The sequence below is a fragment of the Olleya sp. HaHaR_3_96 genome (genome assembly GCF_019278545.1).
GTDB lineage: Bacteria > Bacteroidota > Bacteroidia > Flavobacteriales > Flavobacteriaceae > Olleya.
Genome location: NZ_CP058987.1, coordinates 1,264,356 through 1,289,159, shown reverse-complemented (window position 1 = coordinate 1,289,159; position 24,804 = coordinate 1,264,356). Strand labels below are relative to the sequence as shown.

Below are 24,804 nucleotides of genomic sequence, written 5' to 3'. Positions count from 1 at the left end.
TAGATTTATATCTTTAAAAAAAATCATAATGGCAAAAACATATTACGATCCAGCAGACCTAAGAAAATTCGGAAAAATAACAGAATGGAATGAAGAACTTGGAAACAAGTTTTTTGACTATTATGGAAAAGTATTTGAAGAAGGCGCTTTAACTGCTAGAGAAAAATCATTAATAGCATTAGCTGTTGCGCATACAGAGCAATGCCCCTACTGCATTGACGCTTATACCAAAGACACCTTACAACGTGGTATTACAAAAGAGCAAATGATGGAAGCCATTCACGTTGGTGCAGCTATAAAAAGCGGTGCAACTTTAGTACATGGTGTGCAAATGATGAACAAAGTAAACAAACTAGATGGTTAGTATTAAAACCACTGATTAATTAATTTCGTAGGTAGACTACAAACAAGATAACTGTATTAATGGCAACAAAGTCCCTTAAAAAACTAGGAAGCGATTTAGCAAAAAGCAATAAACAATTAGAGATTTTGTCTGGTGGTATTTTTGCTGATGGCGAATTACCGACTTTTAAAGATAAAATTTCTGAAACTGGTCAATTTCCGCTTATAGCGAAAAAGCTAGAAATACTACAAATTAACGTTGGTTACATGTGTAATCAAGTGTGCGAGCACTGCCACGTAGATGCAGGTCCGGACCGAAAGGAAATCATGACCCAAGAGACCATGCAACAAATCTTGGATGTTATAAAAACAACTGGCGCGCATACTTTAGACTTAACGGGAGGTGCTCCAGAAATGAACCCAAATTTTAGATGGTTTGTAGAAGAAGCTTCAAAAATTGGAATTAAAGATTTTATTGTACGTTCTAATTTAACCATTATTCGTGCTAATAAAAAATATTACGACTTACCAGAATTTTTCAAAAAGCATAATATCCATGTTATAAGCTCTATGCCACACTGGACTAGAGGAAAAACAGATAAACAACGTGGTGAAGGTGTTTTTGACATGTCCATAAAAGCGTTACAAGAATTAAATGCTGTTGGTTATGGTATGCCAGGAAGCGACTTAAAACTAGACTTAGTTTATAATCCTTCAGGCGCATTTTTACCTGGTGATCAAATGGCTATGGAAAAAGATTTTAAGAAAGCACTATCAGAAGATTTTAGCATTCAATTTCATAACTTATTTGCTATTACAAACTTACCAATTGCACGTTTTTTAGATTATTTAATTGCTTCAGAAAACTATGAAGATTACATGTACTCTTTAGTAGAAGCTTATAATCCTGCAGCCGTACAAAACGTCATGTGTACTAATACCTTGTCTGTAAGTTGGGATGGTTATTTATTTGATTGTGATTTTAATCAAATGTTAGAACTACCTGTAAACAGTAAATCTAAACACATTTCTGAGTATAAAACAGAATTATTAGAGGGACGAAACATTATAATTTCTCAACATTGTTATGGTTGTACTGCAGGCGCAGGAAGCAGCTGTCAAGGTGTTGTTGCATAGTTAAAATAGCGTTTTCGCTTACGCGGAAATTAAAAAATGACAAAAAAAACTGCCATATTAATTTTTTCAAATTCTGCTAAAGAGGATGCTAAGCGCAAATCTTTTGCAGATAGTCAGTTGTTTGAAACATTGACTAATGAAACCATTAATAAGGTGAAAAAAACGGGATTACCCTATTTCCATTTCACTGAAACGCAGCAAGAAGGAACGTCTTTTGGTGCGCGTTTTAGTCATGCAATACAAACCGTTTTTGATAAAGGTTTTACCAATATTATTTCGATAGGAAATGACACACCTCATTTAAAAACCAAGCATTTAAATGATGCGAACCAAAAACTAAATAACAATCAGTTAGTCTTTGGCCCTTCTAAGGATGGTGGTTTTTATTTAATGGGACTTAATAAAGCGTTATTTAATACTAAACGTTTTAGTCAACTTCCTTGGCAAACCTCAGCGTTAAAAACAACCACATTACAGTTACTATCTGTAAATCATATTAACTTCAGTTTACTAGAAACTTTGGTTGATATTGATTCGGCTTCAGATATATCTTCAATATTAAATAGCTATAAAACTATTTCAAAATCAGTAAAAACAGTATTACTCCAGCTTTGTATTTCCGCGAAAGCGATACTTTTACACACTGTTATAGTTATAGATTTTACTATAAATCACGCCCTTTTTAATAAAGGTTCTCCACAATTAGTTTCGATTAAAAACTAAAGACTTTTAAGTCATTTTATTACTGAAACTAATCTTTTTAAATGAAACACATTTACTTATGTGCTTTGCTTCTTGTATCTACATTTAGCATAGCGCAAACTACAATTACAGGCACCGTTACAAGTGCTGAAGATGGTCAAACATTACCATACGTTAACATTGTGACTAGCAACAACAGCGGAACAATTACGGATAATGAAGGGCAATATTCAATAACTATTTTAGACGATATGGAGACGTTATCGTTTTCGTTTATTGGGTATAAAACACAACAAATAGCCATCACTAATCAAACCACTATAAACGTTGCTTTAATTGAAGATGCTTCAAGTTTAGACGAAGTGGTTATCACAGCCTTAGGGTTAGAACGCGACACAAAAGAGTTAGGTTATGTGGTACAGTCTTTATCTTCAAAAGGACTTACAGAAGTTAAAGCGGTTAATTTTTTAGACAATTTAGCAGGTAAATTAGCAGGTGTGACGATCTCTCAAGGTGCAACAGGTGTTGGATCATCTTCAAAAATCACGATTCGTGGTGAAGCCTCTTTCTCTAACAACAATCCTTTGTTTGTAGTCGATGGTGTCCCTATCAATAACAATACAGTTTTTAACTTTACAAACGAAGCTGCTGCAGGTTTTCAGGAAATAGATTTCGGAAATGGCGCAATGGATGTTAATGCGGATGATATTGAAGAGGTTTCGGTTTTAAAAGGACCAAGTGCAGCTGCTTTATATGGTACGCGCGCATCTAATGGCGTTATTGTAATAAAAACTAAAGGTGGTAAAAAGTCAAAAGGCTTAGGGATTAGTATTAACACCTCTGTATTTGTGGATTCTGCTTTTAGATTACCAGAGTTTCAAAATAGTTACGGACAAGGTAATTCTGGTCAGTTTGAATATGTAGATGGTCTTGGTGGTGGTATTAACGACAATATTACCTATTCTTGGGGGCCACAATTGGACGCAGGTAATTTTGCATCGCAATTTGATAGTCCTGTCGTGTTGCCAAACGGAACGATTGTACGTGGTGGCGATACTGCTTTATATAACGGAGACACTATTACACCAACACTCTTAAAATCCAATCCTGATAACTTAAAAGACTTTTATCAAACTGGCGTCACAACAATTAATAATATTGCGATCTCTAATGGTTTTGACACAGGAGATTATCGTTTGTCTTTTACAGATTTAAGAAGTGAATCTATTATCCCTGGTGTCAATTTAGACAGACAAACCGTTGCTGCAAAACTAAATTTTGAACCTACGGATAAAACCACGATTTCAACCTCTATTTCTTACACTAACTCAACTAGTGATAATAGACCATCTAACGGTTATGGTAGTGAAAACGTAAATTACAGCTTAGTAGCTTGGGGACCAAGAAGTTTAGATATTAATAGTTTAAAAAATTATTGGCAACCGGGTTTAGAAGGTGTGCAACAATATAGCTTTAACTACACGTTTTTTGATAACCCCTATTTTATTCTATACGAAAACACCAACAGTTTTAATCGTGATCGTGTGTTTGGTAATGTAGCTTTTAAGCATCAATTTACCGATGCCTTTAGTTTACAGTTAAGAACAGGAATGGACTACTCTTCAGAAAAAAGAGAATTAAAACGCAGTTATTCTAGCAACCGATTTAAAAATGGTGCTTACGCAGAGCACGATGTGTTTTTCAGAGAAATTAACACTGACTTTTTATTAAATTACAATAAGAACTTTGGCGATTTTAAAGTAGATGTATCCGCTGGAGGAAATCGTTTAGACCAGAAGGCATTCACAAAACAAGCTCAAACTGTTAATTTAGCACAACCTGGTATTTTTAGTTTAAATAATGCAGCATCTCCTATTGAAGTGTTTCAGTTTGACTCTAAAAAACGTATTAATTCTTTTTACGGTATTGCCAAATTGGGTTACAAAGACTTTCTATATTTAGATATTACAGGACGTAATGATTGGTCTAGTGCTTTAGCAACCCCTTTTTCTGTAGATGGGACTTCATTTTTCTATCCTTCGGCTTCAGCCAGCTTTATCTTATCTAATGTTACCACACTTCCAAAAGCGGTGTCATTTGCTAAACTAAGAGCCAGTGTAGCACAAGTAGGAAACGATACTAATGCCTATCAAACCTCGGGCGCTTTTATCTCTCAAACACCCTATAACGGTCAACCAACTTTTAGCAATCAAGACTTTATTCCTAACGCTAATTTAAAACCTGAAAGCACCACTAATTACGAGTTTGGTGCAGATGTACGTTTTCTAAATGACCGTATCCGTTTTGACTTTACCTATTACAATGCAATTACCAAAGACCAGATTATATCATTACCTATTCCTATATCCTCAGGTTATGAGCAACAAGTCGTTAACGGTGGTAAAGTAAAATCGACTGGTATCGAAATTATTGCAGGTATCACACCGATAAAAACCAATAACTTCAAGTGGAACACGACGTTTAACTTCGCTAAAAACAAAGCAACTATTGAAGAGTTACCGCAAGCTGATGGTCGTTTAACATTGGCTTATAGCCGAATTTACGACAGTGCCAATCAAACCGTTTGGTTTCAAGTTGAAGAAGGTGGGCAAATTGGAGACTTTTATGGTACAGGGTATCTTAAAAATGAAGACGGACAATTTATAATTGATAGCGACGGACGCTATATAGCAGACAATACACTTAAAAAACTAGGGAATTACAATCCAGATTTTACATTAGGTTGGAATAACGATTTTAGTTATAAAAATTGGACTGCAAGCTTTTTGTTTGATTGGAGACAAGGTGGAGAGATTGTATCAAGAACCAGTGCTTTAGGTAATGTAGGAGGACAATTAGCAGAAACCGAGTACAGACCTGAAGATGGTATTGTTGCAGAAGGTGTAACTACTTCTGGACAGCCTAACACCGTTGCGGTATCTGCCGAAAGCTATTACAGACAATTTTACGACAGAAACCATGAAGAAAACAATGTCTATGATGCGTCTTACTTAAAGTTGAGACAATTTTCTATTGGTTACAATTTTAAACTAAAAGAAGGCTTTTTAGGCTTAGAAGAAGGTGGCGATATTGACATATCCTTAATTGGTCGCAACTTGTTTGTTATTACAGAAAACCCACATTTTGACCCAGAACAATTAGCGGTTCAAGGTGATGGTTTTGTAAGTGGTGTGGAAGACATGAGTTATGCCTCATCACGTAGTTTTGGATTAAAAGCCAGTTTAAATTTTTAAGAGCAACATCATGAAAAACACATTATATATATTAAGTTTTTTCGCGCTTGTTTTAACTACAAGTTGCACCAAGGACTTTGAAGACATTAATACTAATCCTAACGCTCCAAACACTGTACAACCAAGTTTGTTGTTACGTCAAGTTATTTACGATTTTGGAGAACAAATGAGTTACGAAGGTTTTGTTGCAGGTGATTTATTATCGCAACACAGAACTGCTTTGGACTTTAACCTATTTGACAGACATGATTTAAAATCGCCACAACTAGGAGGAAATCCTTGGCCTATTTTTTACACAAACTTGCGTGATAACGAAATCATACTAACGCAATCCAGAACAACAGCTACTTTTCGAGTATATGAAGGTCCGGCCTTAATTCTGAAAGCGTATATGGCAGCAGGATTAACAGATCTATTTGGAGATGTGCCCTACTTTGCAGCCTTTAACGGTGTTAACGGAACCGTTACACCAACTTATGATACGCAGCAATCTATTTATTTAGATGAGAACGGAATCCTTGATAACTTAGACAAAGGGGTTACAGCTATCCAAAATTACAGCTTAGCCATTCCTTTGGAAGGTGACATTCTATTTGATGGAAATTTGCAAGCTTGGATAACTTTTGCTAATAGTTTAAAGTTGAAATATTTAATGAGACTATCGGATAAAATCGATGTTTCGGAAGACTTACAAGCCTTATACAACTCAGGCGATTTTATTTCAGCTACAGCTGAAAACGCAGTATTTAACTTTACCAATACTGATCCAAACAGCTTTAGACTAGCACAATTGCGTGTTGGAGATTTCAATAATTTTGTACTATCGGAAACTATGGAGGATCTATTAACGGACTTAAACGATAACAGAATAGGTACTTTTTTCAGACCTTTTGAAAACGCCACAACTAATGAGTATAACGGTTTACTAAATGGTATTGATGCCTCATCAACATCTATTGCATTAGCAGAATATTCTTTAGCAGGCACTGCTTTTAGAGAAGACACCTCGGTTTTAGATGCTAATTTTATGACCTCTTGGGAGGTTTACTTTACACTAGCCGAAGCTGCCGAAAAAGGGTTAATTACAGCAAATGCACAAGCGTTATACAATACAGGAGTAACACAAGCTTTTGAATATTGGCAGACTGATTTACCAGCAACTTATTTAACAAGTAACGCAGCTTATGATGCTGTTGGCACAACACCGTTACAACAAATAATGACTCAAAAGTGGATTGCTAATATTATTAATGGTTATGAAAGCTGGGTAGACTACAGACGTACAGGTTTCCCTGAATTTAACACCGTGTCTGCAAGTTTAAATAATGGTTTAATTCCGGTTAGAATGCCTTATCCTGCAGAGGAAGATGCTTTAAATGCTGAGAATTATAATCAAGCTGCAAATGCAACAAATGGTAACGATATAAACTTCCCAGTTTGGTGGGACGAAAACTAACAGATGAGTACAGAAATTTGGCAATGGATTTTGGTAGTAGGATCAAGTTTACTCTTGTTTTTACTGTCCCCTTACGCTAAAACTACCGAGTCGTTTTTTAAAGCTAATCACAATAAAAAATCACCTAACGTTTTAGTCCTAACGGGAAGCCTTATTATTTCTTGGATTTTTGCAAAAAGCATTACCAATGCGGCTAATTTAGGTTTAGACTTTGGTATTGTCGGCGGAGTCGCTTATGCTGGTTACTATTTAAGTTTTGCAGTTGCAGGATTACTAATATATCAATTACGCACCAAAGGTGGCTACACTAGCATCCATCAATTTTTAACGAGTAAATTTGGTAAAAAAGCAGTCGCTGTTTTTACTATTTTGATTATTATTAGATTGTTTAATGAAGTCTGGAGTAACACCATGGTTATTGGCTCTTATTTTGGAGAAACAGGAAGTGCCAGCTACTACACAGCCATAATTGTATTTACATTACTAACGCTAAGCTATGCTATCAAAGGTGGTCTGAGTAGTTCTATTTTTACGGACGTGATCCAGATGGTCTTGTTTTCTGTACTGCTAATCATTATTTTATATACTATTTTTTCTGTTGAAAATTTTACAGCAAAAGACATTGCAACCTCAGGAACTTGGAGTTTTGAACTAGGTTTAAATCTGTTTTTTGCAGCTATAATCCAATCGTTTAGTTACCCTTTTCACGATCCCGTTTTAACAGACAGAGCCTTTATAAGTTCTCCTAAAGTGACTAGAAAAAGCTTTTTATGGGCTAGTTTATTAGGCGCCATTTGTATTGTGTTATTCAGTATTATTGGTGTTTACGCACAAACACAAGGTTTTAAAGGACAAGCTGCAGTTGAGGTTGGAAAAGCATTTGGTGTGGTGGTACTATTAGTCATTAATTTTATAATGATTACCTCAGCAGCATCAACCTTGGATTCGACTTTTTCATCATTTTCAAAATTATTAGCTGTGGATTTAAGCTTAGGCAAAAGCCTTACTTTTGGAAGATTAGCAATGGTTGCAATTGCCTTATTAGGGACCATTCCAATCTTTTTTAATGCCGAAATCCTATCAGCAACCACCATTTCCGGAACTATGGTCATTGGTTTAACACCAATCTTTTTATTCTGGAATTATAAAGTACCCAAAATCAGTTTTTATTTAAGTGTGGGTTGTGGCTTACTTTTTGGGTTTTTATTAATATTTAAAGTTTTTCCTGAGGCATTAATTTTTACTAAAGGGCGTTATGCCGATTTACTTTGGGTAAATGTTTGGGGGATTTTTAGTTGTAACATTTTATATTTCGTTCCTAGATGGATAAAACAATAAAACATATTGGCACATTATCTGGCAAAGTGCTTCTTTTTGGAGGCGTTTACAGTAATTTACAAGCTTTAGAAGCACTTAAAGCTATTGCCGAAAAAGAAGAGATCAAACCAGAAAACTGCATTTGTACTGGAGATATTGTTGGCTATTGCGCTCAACCAGAAGAAACAGTCCAACTGTTTAAATTATGGAAAGCAAATAGTGTTTTAGGTAATGTAGAAATACAACTTATTGAAGGCGAAGAAGATTGTGGTTGCGACTTTACTGAAGGCTCACGTTGTGATGGGTTTTCAAAACTATGGTATCCATTTGCCCAAAGTCAGCTGAGTAAAAACTCCATTGAACATCTTAAAACTATTCCTGATCATATAACATTTAACTATGCCAACAAAAAAGTAGCGGTTGTACATGGTGATTACTTTAATGTATCAGAATTTGTGTTTAAATCTACAGACTGGTCTGTTAAATCAAAAACATTAGAAGCCACCAATAGTGATGTTATTATTGCTGGACATTGCGGTTTGCCTTTTAGCCATGAACAAGACCAAAAACTATGGTTAAATCCAGGTGTTATTGGGATGCCTGCTAATGATGGTACTCCGCAAGTATGGTATGCTATTTTAGAAGATGTTAATGGCGAAATGAAATTTACACACCATAACCTCGACTATAATTATAAGTTGACCAATAGTTTAATGAAAAATGGATTGTTGCCAGAAGAATATGCAAGAACCATTATTACGGGAATTTGGGATAACACTGAAATTTTACCAGCAATAGAAAGTGGTTTACAAGGTTTCGGAATTAATTTATAACCCTATGAAAACATTATTATTTTTATTTATAAGTCTTTTTGCTGCACAAAGTATAGCGCAAGACACGCTGGAAGAGTTACTAAAAAAACACAACAAAAATAGCGTCCCGTATATTACCGTACAAGAATTAGCAATGCCAAAAACTGACGCTGTTATACTAGATGCGCGAGAGCCTAAAGAGTTTGAAGTGAGTCATATTAAAAATGCAATGTTAGTTGGTTATGACTTTTTTGATATTAAAACAGTCACAGAAAAACATACTAACAAAAATCAAAAAATAGTAGTCTATTGCTCACTTGGAATACGATCAGAAACAATTGCGAAAAAGCTAAAAGACGAAGGCTACACAAAGGTACTTAATCTTTATGGCGGTATTTTCGAATGGAAAAACAACGATTTTATTGTAGTTGATTCGGAAGAAAAAGAAACAGAACAAGTCCACACTTTTAATGAAGCATGGAGCAAATGGTTAACAAAAGGAGAACAGGTCTTTGAAGTTAAACCAAATAAGAAAGAATAGAACTTGACGTCTAAATTCATATAAAAAATTATAACGAAAGTGTGTAGATACAAAGCGCAGCTTTAAGCACGAAACACTTATAGTCTGAGCACGATTATTAATTTAATGATTATTATTTTTTAAGTTATTTTCAACTAGAATGTCATCTTGAGCGCAGTCGAAAGTTCAATATGTTTATATTTTTGAAAGGTTTCGACTGCGCTCAACCTGACACTGAGATTTTAAAATAACGTTAATTATTATATTTTTATGATTAATTGAACTCCGGTTGATAGTGAATGATGCAAAAGCAATTTCCTGATTTTGATATGATTTTTTGGTTTTGTATTTAGAATAAAATGTCTAGCAGACATTCCATCCTAAATAGTGTATCAAGACAAAATGAACAAAATAAAAACATAATTAATGAGCAACAAAAACCTAATAATAACCTTTACCAGAAACCCAGAGTTAGGTAAAGTAAAAACAAGATTAGCAAAAACCATCGGCGAAGCTTCCGCTTTAGCGATATATATAAAATTACTAGAACATACTGAAAGTGTTTTACGCAACATTGACAGCGACAAAGCTGTATACTACTCGGTGAAAATTAGAGAAAACGACCTTTGGGATAGTAACATATATCAAAAACACCAACAGTTTGGTGACGACTTAGGTATCCGAATGCAAAATGCTTTTAAAGCTGGTTTTGACGCTGGTTATTCTAAAATTGTCATTGTTGGTAGTGACTTACACGATTTACAACCCAAACATATTACACAAGCATTTGATACATTGGACACTAACGACGTTACTATTGGTCCTGCTGAAGATGGCGGGTATTACCTTTTAGGCATGAAAACACTATATAAAGACGTCTTTGAAAATAAAAATTGGGGAACCGAAACGGTATTTGATGACACTATTAAAAATTTAAAAAATGAAAGCGTATTTTTGTTAGAACAACTAAATGATGTCGACACTTACGAAGACATTAAAAATAACCACACACTTAAAGCTTTAATAGAACATGATAAAACATATAAATAAAACAGTCGAATACCTACAAGAAAAAGGTTTTAACAATCCTGAAGTTGGTATTATTTTAGGTACTGGATTAGGTAAATTAACAGACGAAATTGAGATTATAGAAGAAGTAAGTTATAATCATATTCCTAATTTTCCGACAGCGACTGTCGAGTTTCATAAAGGGAAATTAATTTTCGGAAATCTAGCAGGTAAAAAAGTAATTGTTATGCAAGGTCGCTTTCATATTTATGAAGGTTACAGTTTGGAAGACGTGACTTACCCTGTTAGAGTTATGGAAAAACTAGGGATTAAAACATTACTAGTTTCTAACGCCTCTGGAGCCATTAATTTAGACTTTAAGAAAGGTGAATTAATGCTAATTGACGATCATATTAACCTTCAAGGAAGTTCTCCTTTAGCCTTTAAAGGTGTTCAAGAATTAGGCGAACGTTTTGTTGACATGAGTGCGCCTTACGATTTAGAAATAAACAAAAAATTTAAAGCAATTGCTAAAGCAAACAACATCACATTACACGAAGGTGTATACACTAGCGTTGTTGGACCGCAATTAGAAACTAGAGCAGAGTACAGAATGTTAAAAATTATTGGTACCGATGCTGTTGGGATGAGTACTGTTCCAGAAGTAATTGTTGCTAATCATTTAAATTTAAAAGTGGCTGCTGTGTCAGTTTTAACAGACGAATGCGACCCAAGTAATCTAAAACCGGTAGATATTAGCGAAATTATTGCAATGGCTAATCAAGCAGAACCAGATATGATTACGTTATTTAAAGGTTTAATGGAAACACTATAATAGTTAGAAAAAGTATTTAATACTACTGATACCGACAACTATAAACAAAAAAACAAATGAGCTATTTAGATGCTACAAACGATTTATATAAAGAAGCTGCTTTAACACCAGATGTTGGATTATGCTGCACCACTAATCCTATATGGGAATTACCAGGGCTTAAGATCCCTAAAATCATGCAGGAAATGAACTACGGTTGTGGTAGTACTGTAAACGCAAGAGACTTAACTAACAACCCCAAAATGTTATATGTTGGTGTTGGTGGTGGTATGGAATTATTACAATTCGCTTATTTTAACCGTCAAAAAGGCGGTGTTATTGGTGTGGATGTTGTAGATGAAATGCTAGAAGCGTCTCGTCAAAACTTTATCGAAGCCGAAGCACAAAACGATTGGTTTAAAAGCGATTTTGTGGATCTTGTAAAAGGAGATGCTTTAAATCTTAACGTAGCAGACAATTCTATTGATGTGGCAGCGCAAAACTGTTTATTCAATATTTTTAAAGCGGAAGATTTAAAGAAAGCAATTGACGAAATGTACCGTGTATTAAAACCTCATGGTAAATTAGTAATGAGTGATCCTACTTGCGAGCAAGAAATGAATGACACATTACGTAATGATGACAGATTACGTGCTTTATGCTTAAGCGGCAGTTTACCAATTGCAGACTACGTAAAAGCATTGACTGATGCCGGTTTTGGAACCATAGAAATTAGAGCTAGAAAACCTTACAGAATTTTAGATCCTAAAAACTATCCAACAGACGAATTGATTTATATCGAATCTATAGAAATAGCTGCTATTAAAGATCCAATGCCAGAAGATGGTCCTTGCATATTTACAGGTAAAGCTGCCATTTACTATGGAGATCAAGACTTTTTTGACGATAAAAAAGGGCACATTTTACTTAAAAATCAACCTATAGCTATCTGCGATAAAACAGCAGGGGACATTGCTGCTTTAGGTAGAGATGATATTTTTATTAGCGAATCTACATATCACTATGATGGTGGTGGCTGTTGTTAAGTAATGAATGTTACACGATCTGCTATTTAAATGCAATAATTTAGCGTAATGGAAAAATATATAGACATTATAAAAAACGCCTATTTTGGTTATTGGAACTATCTAAAACACCAAATTATATTCCCAAATAACTGGGACAACTATTTTTATGGGTTAATCATAATATCGTTAGTCGTTTGGGGTTTAGAGATTGTGTTTCCTTGGCGTAAAAACCAATCTATTTTCCGTAAAGATTTTTGGTTGGACACGTTTTATATGTTCTTTAATTTCTTTTTGCTTAATCTTATCATTTTAATAGCATTATCTAATACTGCTGCTGGTTTTTTTGATGATATTTTAGGTGTTGTTGGTTTATCTATTTCTAACTTTCAGCTGTTTGATGTTGACAATTTACCATTATGGTTAGGCTTGTTTATATTTTTTATAATCTCTGACTTTACACAATGGATTACACATAATTTATTACATCGTTTTGAGTTTTTATGGAACTTCCATAAAGTACACCACAGCGTTAAAGAAATGGGATTTGCAGCACATTTACGTTACCACTGGATGGAACCTATTTTATATAAATCCATGTTATACATTCCTATTGCTATTATTGGCGGCTTTGATGCCCAACATGTTGCGATAGTGCACTTTTTCGCGATCACTGTTGGACACTTAAATCATGCCAATTTAGGCTGGGATTATGGGGCTTTAAAATATGTATTTAACAATCCAAAAATGCACATTTGGCATCATGTAAAACACTTACCAAAAAACATAACTTATGGTGTAAACTTTGGGATCACGTTAAGTATTTGGGATTATATTTTTAAAACCAATTACATTCCGCATGATGGTCGTGATATCGAGTTAGGTTTTGAAGGTGACGAAACGTTTCCAAAAGATTTTATTAGTCAAGAATTATATCCTTTAAAAAAATGAAAAATAGCATCGTATTAATTTTAATTGTCCTGTTTAGTTCTTGTTGTAATGCAAAAAAAGTTGCTCAAGACACCACAAAACCAATCCAGGAGTCTACTGTTTTACAAGAGAAAGCTGTTGCTGAAATTAAAACAGATACTCATACTATTGTAATTGAAGATCAAAAAGAAGTTACAACAAGTAAAATAAAAGTACTTCCCCTACCTCCAAAACCACCTAAGCAAATTGAAAGCTCAACATTTAGCCATAAAAGATGGAATACACTATTACAAAAACATGTATCAGCATCTGGGAATGTAAACTATCAAAAATTTAAAGCCGACAAAACAACACTAGCCATTTATATTGATGAGTTAGCGCATAATACGCCTAAATCAAATTGGTCTAAAAACGAAAAATTAGCCTATTGGATTAATGCATACAACGCATTAACAATAGATTTAATTATAAAAAACGATCCTGTAAAAAGCATTAAAGACATCAAAGACCCTTGGGGCCAAAAACTTTGGGAACTAGGAGACAAATGGTATAGTTTAGAAGACATTGAGCATGAAATTTTGCGTAAAATGGATGAACCCCGTATACACTTTGCGATTGTTTGCGCCTCTTATTCTTGTCCTAAATTACAAAACACTGCATTTATAGCTTCAAAATTAGAAACGCAATTAACCACAGCAACTAAACAGTTTTTAAGCGATACTAAACGTAACGAGATCAAAGAAAACAGTTTGAAATTATCAAAAATATTTAAATGGTTTGATAAAGATTTTGAACAAAATGGCAGTTTGATTGACTTTTTAAACAAGTATACAGACGTAACCATTTCAGCGAAAGCTAAAATTAGCTATAAAGATTACAACTGGGACTTAAATAACTAAAACCAATCTAATAAAACTTACGTAAATAAAGCATGATAAGCATTATTATCCCGGTTTTAAACGAAGCTGAACACATTACTGAGCTCTTATATCATTTAATTGATAACGCCTCATTAAACACCATTCAAGAGATTATTGTTGTTGATGGCGGAAGTACAGATAATACCGTTTCAATTATTAGCACATTAGGTTTGAACATTAAAGTGTTACATTCTGAAAAAGGACGTGCAAAACAAATGAATATTGGTGCAAAAGCTTCTAAAGGAGATATTCTTTACTTTTTACATGCCGACTCTTTTCCACCTAACAGATATGATCATTTAATTTTAGAAGAAATAAAAAAAGGAAATAACGCAGGTTGTTTCAGATTACAATTTGACAGTACCCATTGGTGGTTGCGTTTGGCTAGTTGGTTAACTAAATTTTCATGGAGAGCTAGTCGCGGTGGTGATCAAAGTCAATTTATTACCAAAGCACTATTTGATGATATTGGTGGCTTTGACGAGTCCTACATGATATACGAAGACAATATTTTAATAAATGAGTTGTATAAACGTAAAGAGTTTGTTGTCATTAATAAAAAACTAAAAACCTCAGCCCGATTATATGAGAAACACGGTGTTTGGAAGATTCAATACCATTTCTGGGCTATTTATGTCAAAAAATGGTTTGGCGCTTCTGCAGAGGAATTATGTGCTTATTACAAAAAGTATATTACTTAAATAAAACCCTTCCAAAATACTATTTTAAGATTGTAATATCACTGAACGGAGTCGAAATTAACTTTATTTTTAATTAAAAGCAAACTTCGACTACGCTCAATATGACATTATCTATGCTCTAATTCGCTTTCTAATTTCAGCTAAAGAATGATCTACTACTAATTCTCCATCTCTAAAGACTTCTTTTAGTTCGCCTTTCTGTTCCTCTTCCCAAGAGACTTGATCAACTAACGCATAGTTACCGTTTTCTTTTACGATTTTAATTAAACCTTTCGCTGATTTTTTAGTACCATCATCTGTAATTGGATTTTTATAGATTTCTCTTGACGCTCCATCTACCTCACCATAAGTTGCCTTCATTGCAAATCCAAACGTATCACGTGTATTATATTGGTAAGTAAAAGACCCGATACCTAACACCACATTTGTAGATGCAAAACCATTTTGTTTTAAACGTTCGCAAATTTCGGTTGCTCTATCAATAGTGATACTATCTCCATAAATAGCACCAATATGACTATCTAATTCTTTATAACCTTTGTCATTAGTTGTGCCTCCAAAAATATCCCAAAGTAATTGTACAACACCTTTTTTAGCAGCTTCTGTTGTACCATTAGGATTACCACAAATAATATCCGCTGGATCTCCAGAATCAGGTCTAATAACCACTTTTCCGTTTCTAGCTAAAACATCTTCTTTTAAATTAGGAAGATACTCGGTCAATACTTTCCATAAATCCCACGTATCGGATACTATCGATACAATTCCGTTTGGATATACTTCTGTAATTAGCCTTTTAAACGTCTCTTGCTCCCCTGTATTGGTCCCCATGCACATTACTGAATGTTCAGTTGCAGCAACAGAACCACCAACTAATTCCGTATCTGAATTAGCGTTATAATAGTCTTCTAAAAAATCTATTGTTGGAATCGTATCTGTACCCGTAAAACTTAACAAATGCCCAGCTGAAGATACGGTTGCAGCTTCCAAACCTCCCATTCCTCTCATTGAAAAATCATGACCTTGCCAATCTACAAACTCTAATACAGAAGACGTTTCATTGGCATATTTATCCAAAATCTTACGGTATTGTTTTGCTATTGTTGCTGAGTTACATGGTAACCACAATGTCGTAGATAGTATGGTTTCAAAATAATTAGTCAACCAGAAAAATTCGGCTTTAGTATTATACATCGTTAACATTGGCACCTTGATAGGAACGGACACCCCTTCTGGTAACGCCTTAATGACCATAGGTAAATAGCCTAAATCATGCAGATCCTCGATATGTTTGATTCCAACACTATTCTCTCCTAAATAATTATTGATTCGTCTTTGATACTTTTTACAAACTTCAGCTTTTGGTTGTTTAAAAAAATTAGTATTAAAATCTGCGATCATGTACTTTTTAATAAAGTATTGCAATCCAAAAAGCACGACCTGATCAACCCCTTTAATCCGAGTCATTCTAGGTGTCCAATTAGAATATACTAATGTCGTTTTATCTGGATATTGTCTTCTGTGGTCTACTTTATAACCGTCTGTGTATAATAATGGATTCATATTGTTTATTTTTTTTCATTTATTAATTGGTCTCTAACTTCCATAAGCGCAAAACCTAATAAGTTTAAACCTTTCCATTCTTTGGGGTTTTGAGCATTTTTATCTTCTGCTGCCAAACCAATCCCCCAAATACTATCAACCGGACTTGCTTCGACCAAAATACTTGTTTTGGTTTCAATTAAAAATTCTTTTAATTGTAAATTCTGAGTAAACTTAAAATAATTAGCTAGTTTAACAATTTCAAACCTACTGTCCTCCCAAGTCTTTTGATCATAATTTTTTACTTGTCTTCCTAATTTTTTAGCTTCCTCTGGTGTTTTACACGCTATAATTTTATCAAGTACAACATCATCTTTAAATAGCTTTGCTTTTTTTGCCATCATAAAATGTTCTGCAGTTAGGTACGTGACACCTTCAACTACAAAATTTGATGTCCACCATTGACTAAAACAACTTTTAGATATACTTCCCTCTTTGTTTCTTTGATGTCCCCAAAATAGCAAATATTGATTTGAATGTTCTGTACTTATTATCGTTTCAATTGTATATTTCATCTTTATTACCTTTCTATTAATCAATAACCCTTTATTTATTTCTTCCCTGTTCATTTGAATATAGTGATTGTAACGTATCACTTTGAAACACATTCTTACTGTCAATATCTATTGCCGACAGTTTCCCTGTAAAAGCAGCACCTGTATCTACATTCCAAACATTTATAGCCTGCATTGGCACATCAGAATTATAGCGTATGGTTGGTGTGTGTCCGATAAAAATCTCGTTATAATGTTTTAACCGATTGGGATATAAATCTGAATCCTTTTTAATGCGCTTATCCATTGTTGACGCCATTTCCCAAAGTGTTCTGTCAAAATACAAGTTTTCAGGATGAACTTCTTTAGTTACACCATGCATAGAAGTAAAGCCTGCATGTATAAACAATTGATTCTCTTCATTAAGATGATACAATCTCATATCTCTAAAAAATTGTAAATGAATTGCGCGCTCCGCGTCAGAAAATTGAGAATAACTTTGAATTGTTTCTTGTCCTCCATTAACAAACCACGGTTGGTTTTCGATACCTTTTTCTAACCATTGTTCGCACCAAGCATCATGATTTCCTTTTATAAAAATACAATCATGGTCTTTTGAAAATTCTATTAAAAACTGAATAACCTGAGCAGAATCACTCCAACCATCCACATAATCACCAAGAAAAATAAAACAATCCGCTTCAGTTATTTCTATACGTTGTATTAACTGCTCCAAAGCTTTTAATCCTCCGTGAATATCTCCTATTGCTAGTGTTCTTTTCATTATTTTTTTTCTTTAAAATCTATAAACTCAGAAGGAACAGCGCCCGTCAACCAAACGCCATTTTTAGATAAATAAAACGAATGTCCTTGGTTATGTAAATCTATAGCATTAACACATAAAACGATTGGCTTACCTCTTCTACTGCCCACTTTTACAGCTGTTTCTATATCACCACTTAAATGAACATGTTGTCGACTTTGCTTTTGTAATCCTTGTTTTTGTATGGATTCTATAAATCGTGCAACTGTACCATGATATAAAAATTCTGGTGGTTGGATTGCTTTCAATTCTAAATCAACTGTTTTTAAAGAGTGCCCTTGATTGGCTCTTATTTTTGTTCTGTCTTCATTAAATCCAAATCGTTGTTTATCATTGGTCACAACAACCTCTTCAAGTTGCGCCACCGTAAAATTTTGATGACTCAATTTTGATTTCTCGATAAGCTCCTCAACATCTGCCCAACCATTATCATCTAATATCAATCCTATGGTGGCCGGATTATGTCTCAAAATCAGACTTAAAAACTTACTTATTCTTTTTTTATCTGTTTCGTTCATGATTAATTATTCTAGTTATGAATTATTGGTTTAAAAGGCTATTATAAATAGTATAGTTCTCGTCATCAAAACAAATAAAAACAACTGTTTCAATAACCTCAGAATTAAAACTAGTGACTGCTTCTAAAGCAATTTGTGCGGCTAACTCTTTAGGGAATCTATAAATCCCTGTACTTATGTTTGGAAACGTTATGGATTGTAAACCATTAGCCTCGGCTAGTTTTAAACTATTTACATAACAATTAGTTAATCCTTCTTTTTCTTTTTCTAAACGTTTTCCTCCATTATAAACCGGACCAACAGTATGTATTATCTTTTTTGCTGGTAAATTACCTGCTGTCGTCATGACAGCTTCTCCTGTTTTACATTTACCCTGTTTATTTCTAATAGCTTGGCAATCTTCCAAAACAGCTTTCCCTCCTGCTCTATGGATTGCACCATCAACACCGCCACCTCCAAGCAGGCTAGAATTAGCTGCATTTACTATTACATCTACTTCTATTTTAGTAATATCTCCTTTTAATATTTTAACTTTCATGACTATATCTCTTAAAAAACTGATTACTTAAATCTACAATATCATCCTTTCTAGCCAAACTATCAATCCATTGTTTTGGAACGGATTCTAGACCATAAACCAGGCCTGCTATTCCTCCAACTACCGCAGCAGTAGTATCTGTATCTCCACCTAAATTAATAGCTCTAAAAACCGATTCTTGATATGAATCCGTTGTTAGCAAACACCAAAAACTAGCTTCTAATGTATTAATAACATACCCGTCTGATTTTATTTTGGTTGGCACTAAAAGTGAAATATCATGTTCAATTAATCTTTTAAAATGAATCGTTTCATAATCAGAGATAGCTTCTTCCGTAAAAAAGAGTTTAATATCATTCTGCATCAATACATAAGCGTGACGAATAGTATTATCTTCTATAAGATATTCTGCAAATTTCAAATAAATCAAACAGGAAATTGCGCTTCTAATATGACCATGCGTTAGGGCCGAAACCTCCCAAACAATATCAAATTGTTGTTTAATTGACTTTCCTTTTATAAAAAACAATAAAGGAAGTATTCTCATTAAAGATCCATTTCCATTACTATATTCGTCAGTATTGTATTTTAGCATTTGTAAACCTTCAAAATCTTCATCTTCTATCAACCCTTGAAGTATATCGATAGACTTTCGAGTTTGCATACCAATATCGAACACACTACCACGAGGCGTCCATAATTGCGCATGCCTCCATTTTATAAAACTTGCTGCAATATCACTTAAATTAAACCCTTTAATTAAACTTTCTGCCAAACAAAATGTTAAAGAACTATCATCACTCCAAGTACCTGCAGGTTGATTATGCGTTCCAAATTCCAACATGGAATTAACTGGATATTTATAGAGATATCCTCTTGACTTAAACTCAACTGGAACACCTAACGCATCTGCTAGAGCTAATCCTAAAAACATATTTGTTATAGCTTCTGTTTTCATTTTAATTTTATTTTAACAACTCTTTAATTGTAATCTGCTCCACACCATCCGCTATTGTTTTAAAACTATCTGTAGTAAAAATTTTAGTAAAGTGTTGATTTAACACCTCAAAACCTTTGTTAAAAATCCCGTGACTTACTGCCAAATAAAGATTCCCTGCATTTTTATTTTTCAACTCTTGTGCTAAGCCTATAAATGTGCCTCCTCCATCGCAAATATCATCAACGATTAAACAATCTTGTCCTTTTAAATCATCTTCATACACTTTAAAGCCTTCTAACTTTCCGTTTTTTACGTTTCGTTTTTTAGAACATTCAATAACTGGAATCCCTCCCAAAAACTCAGAGACTTTATAAATCTTTTTTAAGGCACCACCATCTGGGGAAATTAATAAGACTTCTGAATTAATTCTTGACAAGACCGTTTCTATAAATGTATGATTGGATATGGACTCACAATTATCTAAAACCGCAGCTGTAACCTCCGAATGCGCATCATAAACCATCACTTTATTAAGATTAAAACTGTTTAATAAATCAGCATACACCTTAACCGAAAGCGGCTCGCCTTTTACCATAACTCTATCTTGTCTTGCTGCAGGAAAGTATGGTATAAAGACATTAATTTTTTGAATATAAAAACGCTTTAGTGCATCTATTGTTAATAGCAACAATCCAAAATCATTAAACGATCGTGTTCTAGTTGTTATAGTGACTTCTGAAACGTTTGATAAATCAGATAAGATTTTAATGTGTGGTTCTCCTCCAGAAAAAGTAAACGTTTCAAACGCTATGTTTGGTTCTGAATGAAATGGCGTGAACTGAGGATCTAAATTTAAATACATTTGCGTTATTTTTACACAAATATAAACCAATTGTTAATAGCTGCAAAATGTTTTGCGTATTATTTACACAAACTTAATATCAAAGTGAAAACCTTCCTCTAAAAGAGTATTATATTTCTTAACATTAAATTTAAATAACTTGGCTGGTCTTCCGCTTCCTTTCTGACTTATTTTATTAGTGTCTTCAAGGATACCGAAACTTAAAATTTTCTTTCTAAAATTACGTCTATCTATATTTTTTTCTAAGATTGAAGTATATAAATGCTCTAAGTCAGAAAAAGGAAATTCCTTTTCTAACAAATCAAAACCGATAGGTTGATAAGTTAATTTAGCTTTTAAACGGGCTTTCGCCGTTTGTAAAATACCTGAATGATCAAATGCTAACGCCGGCAATTGATTACAATCAAACCATTGTGCTTCTGCTGCATCTGTGTCTGCCTGAATTTTAAAATGACGTGGTTTGACTAATGCGAAATAAGATACAGAAACCACACGATTTCTAGGATCACGACCGGGTTTACCGTAAGTATATAATTGTTCTAAATAATCAATAGTGACCCCAGTTTCCTCTTTAAGTTCTCTTTGAACTGCAGACTCTAATGACTCGTTATCCAAAACCAAACCTCCTGGCAACGCCCAAGTATTTTTGAAAGGAGCTACACCCCTTTTAATTAAAAGAACTGATAGATTTTTTTGAGAAGAGTACCCAAAAACAACAGCATCTACAGCAACTTTAATATTTTGAATCGCACTCATTTTTGTGTATTATTTACACAAAGATAACTATTAAAATTGTTATGGCTCAACTAGTCTTCAATCTAAACATACAGATAAGTTAATACAACATTATTTCTTCCGTACTGAAGATTTGTAATTACTGTACTTGACTAAAAATACTGACCAATACCAAAAACTAAACCTTGACCGTCATTTTCCGTAACTCCAAAACCATAATCAATTCTAAAAATAGCATTAAATATAGATTTATGAATAAAGCGCACTCCTAAACCAGGAAACACACGAAGGTTATCAGCTTGTCCAAAGTCACCTAAATCACCACCTGGGTTTCTCCAACTACCAGCATCTACAAAAGCATTTCCTTGAAGTACAAACCAGTTTTTTTCATATAAAGTATGTCTATATTCCGTATTTAATACCACTGCTCCTGTACCTCGATCAATAGTATTTCCTACACCTCTAATATTTATATTGTTATCTACAGAAAATGGCGCAAACGGGGTATCATCGTTACTAGATAACCCTACACGTACTCTTGTTGCCCAATTCCCTTTTTGACCGAGGCGTTTATAAAAATTAAAATCGTTCCAACCAATTACAAACTCAGGTAATGCATCACTTGTTGAAGTTACATATTGAACATTCAATTGGCTTTTAAATCCAGAAACGTACTGGTAATGATAGTCTAAATTATTATATTCATAAATACCTTTATAAAGTAGCTTTTGAACACTTAAATTTTGTGGAACACTAAGACTTGTAGCTCCTGACACATATTCGTATTCTTCTAAAAAAGAATTAACTCCAAACTCAAAACGATTATTAAAGTTGGGTTGATACAATCCTAAAACCTCAAATGATTTGTTTCTATATCTATAATCTGAAGTCGTATTATCAAAAAACACAGGCTCTAATGTTTGTAAATCTTGATGATTTACGGCCAAACCAAATTCACGACTAAACAAAAACGGGGCTCTAAAATTAATACCATAAGAACTATAAATATCTTTTTGATAAAAGCCGCCAAAAACCATATTCCGTCCTAATAAATTAAACTCGTACAAACCTAAGCGATATGCAAACTCACCATCATTAGATGTGTATACATTAAACGAAGGAATTATAGTGAAGTTTTCTTCAATATTATAAAACACATTATAATCACCATTATCTGAAGGAAACACTTGATAATACGCATGAGAAACCGATGGCAAACGTTTAAGCAATTTAATATCTTCTTCTAATTGCAATGAGTCCAAAACAGATCCCATTTTTGCTTTTGCTACTTTTTTAACAAAACTAGACTTCAATTTTTTATTACCTTGAATCTTAATGTCCGTAATATTTTGCGATGCCATTACAGACGCATATAGTAATGCTAAAAAAAATAGTAATTTTCTCATCCTTTAATATCATATTGCGCTTTAATGACTTGTTCTGCAGGTTTATTTTGTGGTGTAAAACGATTATTTTCTATCCCACCAACCCTATCATGATTAATAAACCATTTCCAAACAAAACCTCCTGCAAACCAATCTTCTTTCCAAAACGTCTGAAACAGGGCTTTAGTTGTATTACTCTGCGCGTCTAAATTAACTTTACTCTCTATTCTATCTACAGTCCAAGGTGCTTTTCCTGCATAGTCAATACTTCTGTATCCAAACTCTGTAAAAAGTATCGGTTTACCATATTTTTCAGAGAAGGCTTTTATACTTTTTTTATGTTTGACCCAACCTGCAAGGCATTCCTCAATAGTTGGCGTTTTACTATCACTAACTGGAAAATATGCATCAATTCCTATATAATCTAATTGTTCCCAGAAAGGTGTTTTTAGATATTCATTCCAATTGGCTGCGTAGGTCAGTTTCCCTTTATAAATGGCTCTAACTTTTTTAATTAAATCAGTCCAATAGTCTGGTCTTTGTTCTACAAACTTCTCTAATTCAGTTCCAATACAAAAAATCTCAGCATTAGATTCCTGTGCTACTTGTGCAAATTCCAAAATATATTTAGAGTATGTCGTTTCTAGTATTTTCCAATCCGCTTCGGATTTCATGGTAATAAAACCGGTAAACTCTCCTCTCCAGACCCAAATTTGAGGCTTAAGCATAATTTTGATATTATCCTTTTTTAAAGCTTTAACATATTGTTTACCGCCAATTTTAGTTTCGCCAAACCACTGACGCTCGGAACCATAACTAATTTCTGGATGTGCCAAATCTTTAATGACCCCAAAAGGCATTATTGCCGCATAATTAGCATTTATATTTACTAAAGGATCGACATTCTTTTGAGTAATACTATCTCTGTGTGCCACAAAACTCACCCCATTTATTTTATTCTCTTGAGCTGTACAAGATTGCAAAAGCACTATTAATAATAAGATTTGTATACTGCGCATATTTTTTGACTAAATATAAATAAATCCCACTCTTCAGCAGGATTTATTTTGTTTATATATTTCTGAAACTACTAAAATAAGGCTCTTAATCCAATATTAAAAGATTGTCCTAAACCCGTATTATTACCTCTTACAAAGGTTGTGTATAATGTCTCGATATTTAAAACATCAGTCAATTGATATTTTGCACCTCCACCTACTGCTGTAAAATCTTGTTCAAAATCATTACCCGTATCAATACGCTGTGAATGTTGAACCAATCCTAAAACAGTAAATTTAGAAGTTGGGAAATAACTTAAAAACACACCAGGTGTTAGACTTAAACTATTGTTGGCAAAGCTTTCTTCTTTTTTACCAAAATGATATTCGGTATTCAACTCCGTAAATAACTGCCATTTAGAGCTAAAATTATAATCATAAAAAAAACGGTTTTGAAATGTAAACCCTTTTTGATCTAAAAACACACCATTCTCGCTTTCGTTATCAACTAAAGGAATATGAAAAGCCGTTTGAATTGTAAAATTACTAACACTTTTAAAAGGGTTAAACTTAATTGCTGGCGCAAAAGACGTAAATCCAGAACGTGCGCTATTTAATTCTCCATCAAATTTAAACACATCTAAAGCATCTCTATCTCCAATGACATTGGATCTAAACTCTAATAATAATCCAACGTTAAACCTATTATTATCACTAAGTCCCGTAAAAACATCTACTGTAGAGGTAAAATATGTTTCTCTTGGTTCTGTACCAGAAGAGAAAGTGCTTTCGTTTTGTGTATATAAATTATTAAAAAATTTAATATCCCATTGCCCTTTACTCAATAATTTAGAAGGGGTATACGTCTGAATATTACTAGTTGTTTCGGTTTGATCTTCTTGTGAAAAACCTATAAAGGTTGTTGATAAAGCAAGTAATACTATGGTTAGTTTTCTCATGTTTTGTGTGTT

General features: G+C 33.7%; 25 protein-coding genes. 14 read left to right on the top strand and 11 right to left on the bottom strand.

Annotated elements, in window-relative coordinates; translation table 11 throughout:
- Positions 1 to 28 precede the first annotated feature (28 nt).
- The 14 genes from H0I26_RS05530 to H0I26_RS05465 all read left to right on the top strand — a co-directional run bounded on the left by H0I26_RS05530 (position 29) and on the right by H0I26_RS05465 (position 14,938).
- Positions 29 to 364: an arsenosugar biosynthesis-associated peroxidase-like protein gene (locus tag H0I26_RS05530; protein ID WP_090838001.1), complete on the top strand. Its 336-nt coding sequence runs from the start codon at positions 29 to 31 to the stop codon at positions 362 to 364.
- A 59-nt stretch (positions 365 to 423) separates the two neighbouring features.
- Complete coding sequence (gene arsS / locus H0I26_RS05525; RefSeq protein ID WP_090838003.1) at positions 424 to 1,479, top strand: arsenosugar biosynthesis radical SAM (seleno)protein ArsS; 1,056 nt, start codon at positions 424 to 426, stop codon at positions 1,477 to 1,479.
- Positions 1,480 to 1,515: 36 nt separating this feature from the next.
- A complete protein-coding gene (locus tag H0I26_RS05520; protein ID WP_218701370.1) occupies positions 1,516 to 2,202 on the top strand; it encodes a DUF2064 domain-containing protein in 687 nt (228 codons plus the stop codon).
- A gap of 41 nt (positions 2,203 to 2,243) precedes the next feature.
- Entirely contained in the window at positions 2,244 to 5,435 is a 3,192-nt protein-coding gene (locus H0I26_RS05515; RefSeq protein WP_218701369.1) for a SusC/RagA family TonB-linked outer membrane protein, read from the top strand.
- Between the two features lie 10 nt (positions 5,436 to 5,445).
- Positions 5,446 to 6,891, top strand: a complete 1,446-nt coding sequence (locus H0I26_RS05510) for a SusD/RagB family nutrient-binding outer membrane lipoprotein (protein ID WP_218701368.1) — start codon at positions 5,446 to 5,448, stop codon at positions 6,889 to 6,891.
- A gap of 3 nt (positions 6,892 to 6,894) precedes the next feature.
- Positions 6,895 to 8,229 (top strand): sodium:solute symporter family transporter, encoded by a 1,335-nt coding sequence (locus tag H0I26_RS05505; protein ID WP_218701367.1) that lies wholly within the window; start codon positions 6,895 to 6,897, stop codon positions 8,227 to 8,229.
- Positions 8,214 to 9,041, top strand: coding sequence for a metallophosphoesterase family protein (locus tag H0I26_RS05500; RefSeq protein ID WP_218701366.1), 828 nt, complete (start codon positions 8,214 to 8,216; stop codon positions 9,039 to 9,041). The genes H0I26_RS05505 and H0I26_RS05500 overlap by 16 nt, the downstream gene beginning before the upstream one ends.
- 4 nt (positions 9,042 to 9,045) lie before the next feature.
- Complete coding sequence (locus H0I26_RS05495) at positions 9,046 to 9,561, top strand: rhodanese-like domain-containing protein (RefSeq protein ID WP_218701365.1); 516 nt, start codon at positions 9,046 to 9,048, stop codon at positions 9,559 to 9,561.
- A gap of 405 nt (positions 9,562 to 9,966) precedes the next feature.
- Entirely contained in the window at positions 9,967 to 10,590 is a 624-nt protein-coding gene (locus tag H0I26_RS05490; RefSeq protein WP_218701364.1) for a TIGR04282 family arsenosugar biosynthesis glycosyltransferase, read from the top strand.
- On the top strand, positions 10,571 to 11,383 hold the full coding sequence (locus tag H0I26_RS05485) for a purine-nucleoside phosphorylase (protein ID WP_218701363.1): 813 nt from the start codon (positions 10,571 to 10,573) through the stop codon (positions 11,381 to 11,383). The genes H0I26_RS05490 and H0I26_RS05485 overlap by 20 nt, the downstream gene beginning before the upstream one ends.
- Before the next feature lie 56 nt (positions 11,384 to 11,439).
- On the top strand, positions 11,440 to 12,408 hold the full coding sequence (arsM, locus tag H0I26_RS05480) for an arsenosugar biosynthesis arsenite methyltransferase ArsM (protein WP_218701362.1): 969 nt from the start codon (positions 11,440 to 11,442) through the stop codon (positions 12,406 to 12,408).
- A gap of 48 nt (positions 12,409 to 12,456) precedes the next feature.
- Entirely contained in the window at positions 12,457 to 13,338 is an 882-nt protein-coding gene (locus H0I26_RS05475) for a sterol desaturase family protein (RefSeq protein WP_218701361.1), read from the top strand.
- The gene (locus tag H0I26_RS05470; protein ID WP_218701360.1) at positions 13,335 to 14,216 is read left to right on the top strand and encodes a DUF547 domain-containing protein; all 882 of its coding nucleotides are present in this window, start codon (positions 13,335 to 13,337) and stop codon (positions 14,214 to 14,216) included. The genes H0I26_RS05475 and H0I26_RS05470 overlap by 4 nt, the downstream gene beginning before the upstream one ends.
- A gap of 32 nt (positions 14,217 to 14,248) precedes the next feature.
- Positions 14,249 to 14,938 (top strand): TIGR04283 family arsenosugar biosynthesis glycosyltransferase, encoded by a 690-nt coding sequence (locus H0I26_RS05465; protein WP_218701359.1) that lies wholly within the window; start codon positions 14,249 to 14,251, stop codon positions 14,936 to 14,938.
- A 111-nt stretch (positions 14,939 to 15,049) separates the two neighbouring features.
- Here H0I26_RS05465 and H0I26_RS05460 read toward each other — a convergent pair whose 3' ends face one another.
- The 11 genes from H0I26_RS05460 to H0I26_RS05410 form a co-directional block, all read right to left on the bottom strand.
- On the bottom strand, positions 15,050 to 16,501 hold the full coding sequence (locus H0I26_RS05460; RefSeq protein ID WP_218701358.1) for a nicotinate phosphoribosyltransferase: 1,452 nt from the start codon (positions 16,499 to 16,501) through the stop codon (positions 15,050 to 15,052).
- Between the two features lie 5 nt (positions 16,502 to 16,506).
- Positions 16,507 to 17,055, bottom strand: coding sequence for an NADAR family protein (locus H0I26_RS05455; protein WP_218701357.1), 549 nt, complete (start codon positions 17,053 to 17,055; stop codon positions 16,507 to 16,509).
- A 31-nt stretch (positions 17,056 to 17,086) separates the two neighbouring features.
- Positions 17,087 to 17,818: a metallophosphoesterase family protein gene (locus H0I26_RS05450; RefSeq protein WP_218701356.1), complete on the bottom strand. Its 732-nt coding sequence runs from the start codon at positions 17,816 to 17,818 to the stop codon at positions 17,087 to 17,089.
- Positions 17,818 to 18,375, bottom strand: a complete 558-nt coding sequence (locus tag H0I26_RS05445; RefSeq protein WP_218701355.1) for an RNA 2'-phosphotransferase — start codon at positions 18,373 to 18,375, stop codon at positions 17,818 to 17,820. The genes H0I26_RS05450 and H0I26_RS05445 overlap by 1 nt, the downstream gene beginning before the upstream one ends.
- Positions 18,376 to 18,397: 22 nt before the next feature.
- On the bottom strand, positions 18,398 to 18,913 hold the full coding sequence (locus tag H0I26_RS05440; protein ID WP_218701354.1) for an O-acetyl-ADP-ribose deacetylase: 516 nt from the start codon (positions 18,911 to 18,913) through the stop codon (positions 18,398 to 18,400).
- The gene (locus H0I26_RS05435; RefSeq protein ID WP_218701353.1) at positions 18,903 to 19,871 is read right to left on the bottom strand and encodes an ADP-ribosylglycohydrolase family protein; all 969 of its coding nucleotides are present in this window, start codon (positions 19,869 to 19,871) and stop codon (positions 18,903 to 18,905) included. Before H0I26_RS05435 ends, H0I26_RS05440 begins: the two co-directional genes overlap by 11 nt.
- Before the next feature lie 7 nt (positions 19,872 to 19,878).
- Entirely contained in the window at positions 19,879 to 20,715 is an 837-nt protein-coding gene (gene prs / locus H0I26_RS05430) for a ribose-phosphate diphosphokinase (RefSeq protein WP_218701352.1), read from the bottom strand.
- A gap of 63 nt (positions 20,716 to 20,778) precedes the next feature.
- Positions 20,779 to 21,471: an NUDIX hydrolase gene (locus tag H0I26_RS05425; RefSeq protein ID WP_218701351.1), complete on the bottom strand. Its 693-nt coding sequence runs from the start codon at positions 21,469 to 21,471 to the stop codon at positions 20,779 to 20,781.
- Positions 21,472 to 21,602: 131 nt separating this feature from the next.
- The gene (locus H0I26_RS05420; RefSeq protein WP_218701350.1) at positions 21,603 to 22,856 is read right to left on the bottom strand and encodes a POTRA domain-containing protein; all 1,254 of its coding nucleotides are present in this window, start codon (positions 22,854 to 22,856) and stop codon (positions 21,603 to 21,605) included.
- A complete protein-coding gene (locus H0I26_RS05415) occupies positions 22,853 to 23,854 on the bottom strand; it encodes a glycoside hydrolase family 113 (protein WP_218701349.1) in 1,002 nt (333 codons plus the stop codon). Before H0I26_RS05415 ends, H0I26_RS05420 begins: the two co-directional genes overlap by 4 nt.
- A 71-nt stretch (positions 23,855 to 23,925) precedes the next feature.
- On the bottom strand, positions 23,926 to 24,792 hold the full coding sequence (locus tag H0I26_RS05410; protein ID WP_218701348.1) for a transporter: 867 nt from the start codon (positions 24,790 to 24,792) through the stop codon (positions 23,926 to 23,928).
- Positions 24,793 to 24,804 lie beyond the last annotated feature (12 nt).